Origin of the sequence: Okeania sp. SIO2F4, from assembly GCF_010672385.1 — a bacterium.
Classification (GTDB): Bacteria; Cyanobacteriota; Cyanobacteriia; order Cyanobacteriales; family Microcoleaceae; genus Trichodesmium.
The window spans coordinates 1-2633 of the sequence record NZ_JAAHGT010001152.1 but is presented as its reverse complement, the minus strand read 5'-3'; the positions used below and the strand labels follow the sequence as shown (position 1 = coordinate 2633).

General features: G+C 34.2%; 1 protein-coding gene. It reads right to left on the bottom strand.

Features of this window, described 5'->3' with window-relative positions; translation table 11 throughout:
• Positions 1–407: 407 nt before the first annotated feature.
• Positions 408–2501 carry a pentapeptide repeat-containing protein gene (locus F6K22_RS38240; RefSeq protein ID WP_293110103.1) on the bottom strand — a complete coding sequence of 698 codons (2094 nt, stop codon included), beginning with the start codon at positions 2499–2501 and terminating at the stop codon, positions 408–410.
• Between the last annotated feature and the right edge of the window lie 132 nt (positions 2502–2633).

The following is a 2633-nucleotide window of genomic DNA, read 5'->3' as shown; positions in this document are numbered from 1 at the left end:
TCAAATTTTTTCCTACCATCTCTCCTCGATGAAAAATTACCAATATTTTTATTGTCTCAAGCTTCGGGAAAAATTCGGCGCGCCGAAGGATTCTCAGAATTTTTCTTGAGAAATAATGGCAGAAATATTTTCATTTTTTGAAGCACCCAGAGAGATATGCTGGTTTTCCCAGAATCTTTCCTTCCCTTTCTCGGCAGTGAAAAATTACCAATATTTTTATTGTCTCAAGCTTCGGGAAAAATTCGGCGCGCCGAAGGATTCTCAGAGTTTTTCTCGAGAAATAATGGCAGAGATATTTTCATTTCCTAGAGCTAGCTGAAAAAAATCTCCCATCAAAGGATTTTCAGTTGCATCCTGAAAGAAGACGAGAGAGTAGAACTAATCCGAGGGGAAACTCTCAAACCTATTTAATTATCTATTTTGCCATTATATATACTGCCATCTGGCATAGTAGCACCTTCTAGATTTGCACCAGTAAAATCAGCACCTTGAATATTTGCTCCTGTAAGGTTGGCATTTTTGAGATTTACTCCGCTCAAATCGGCATTTTCCAGATTAGCATTTTTAAGGTTAGCTTCTTCTAGGTCAATATTAGTTCCCGGATAATTTATATTAAAGTCAGCATTGGCTAAATTAGCGCCTTCAAAATTAGCTCTTCGTAAATTAACTGTTGCAGCAAAACGTGTGTTTTGTAAATTAGCACCTTGTAAGTAAGTATTTTCTAAAGTTGCATGCTCAAACCAAGCATTTTTTAGATTAACATTTTTCAAATTTGCACCAGAAAGTATGGTGTTATAAACAACAGATTTTTCTAAATCGGCATCCTCAAAATCAATATTTTCTAACTTTGCTGTTGATAAGAAAGCATCAGACAACTTAGCCTTTTTTAAATTCAAACCCTGATATTTGTTATTAACAATTTGCCAAACTAGACGTGCTTTAGGGGTTAGTATTGTTTGTTTATTAATGGATGTACCTTTGATAGTTGACTGTACTATATTAGTATTTTTTAAGTTGGTATTTTGTAAATTAGCATCTAGCAAAAATGCTGCTAATAAATTAGCATTGTCTAGTTTTGTACCTTCTAAATTCGCATTTTCTAACCTAGCTGATTGTAGATTTGCACCTTCTAAATTTGCACCTTTTAGATTTGCATAGTCTAGAAATACATTTTTTAGATTCGCACCTTTTAGATTTGCATTTTCTAGATTTGCACCTTTTAGGTCTGCATATTCTAGGTTCACATTTTTAAGGTCACACCCTCCACATTCCCTTGTACTCTGAATACGCTCAATTGGCGAAAGAGTCATATTCATCTGCGTTTGATTATCCAAGTTTATACTTCCTAGACTACCAACCAACGAGATAATAGTTTTTCCAGCCAAAATACCAACAATTGCTGCAATTCCCAAAACACCAACAAATTTTTTCTTATCCTTAAGTATCCTCTTACCAATAGGAAATATTTCCCCATTTTCCACAACACCAGCAACTTTTTTATTATCTTTAATTTCTACCCTACGAGTAGCAAATATTTCTCCCTGTTCCGCAACACCAATAACTTCTTGATTAACCTGAACTTCATCCTCCCGAAAAGTAAATCTTTCCCTACCTAGAACAACAGGAATTTCTCCATCAACAAATTTTTTATCAACTCTAGCTTTCTCCTCCCGAAAAGCAAAAATTTCCTCACCCTCAACAACAGGAATTTCCTTTAATTCCCGCAAAGCCAAAACAGCATTTTCATAACGCCTTTTCGGATGAATTTCCACCATTTTTGTCAACCACTTAGTAAAACGCCAATGTAAATTAGGAACAAAATATTCAAACTTAAACCGATAATCTTCATCCAATAACTTATCAACTTCTACACTTATAGTTCCCGTCAATAAACAAATTAAAGTCGCTCCTAAACTATATAAATCAGAAGCATTACTCAAAGGTCGATTAAACATTTCCTCCGGTGGCATAAATCCTGGAGTTCCTGCCGCAATACTACTCAAAGCTAACTCCCCACCTCGCAATTTTGCTAAACCAAAATCTACTAAATAAACCTGCAAATTTTCATTTACTAAAATATTCTCTGGTTTAATATCCCGATGAATTATTGGAGGTTGAAAATTTTGCAGATATACCAAAATTTCCAAAACTGAAATAGCAATTTGTTTCACTTCTTCAGGAGTAAAAATATGTCTTTCCGCCAAACATGGAGCGTGAATATATTCTGTTACTAAACAAAAACCAGACTCAGTTTCAAAAGATTCTAAATAACAAGGAATCTGAGAATGTTTTAATTGTTTGAGAGCCGAAATTTCTCGTTGATAAGCTTTAAAAGCAGACCAACTTCCATCAGCAAGAGCAAATCTAAATTCTTTAATCGCAACCTGTCTATTTGAAGTGATAGATTTTGCTAAATAAGTAATTCGCCCACTTTGTAAATTACGCCCTAATTCTTTACTAATTTGATAGCCGTAGTTAGTAAAATCTGGATATTTGTTCATCTTAGTAAATTGTTATAGCTAGACTAACTCTAAGTAACTCTTGTAAAGCTTGAATGTTTTTTTGCTTTTCTTATAATTATACAGTCAAGCTTTGATAGCTGATGTAGATCGAGCTACCCTAACCACCTAATA

Coding starts and splice junctions, on each gene's coding strand:
- F6K22_RS38240 (WP_293110103.1), bottom strand. CDS start 2,501: ATGAACAAATATCCAGATTTTACTAACTACGGCTATCAAATTAGTAAA.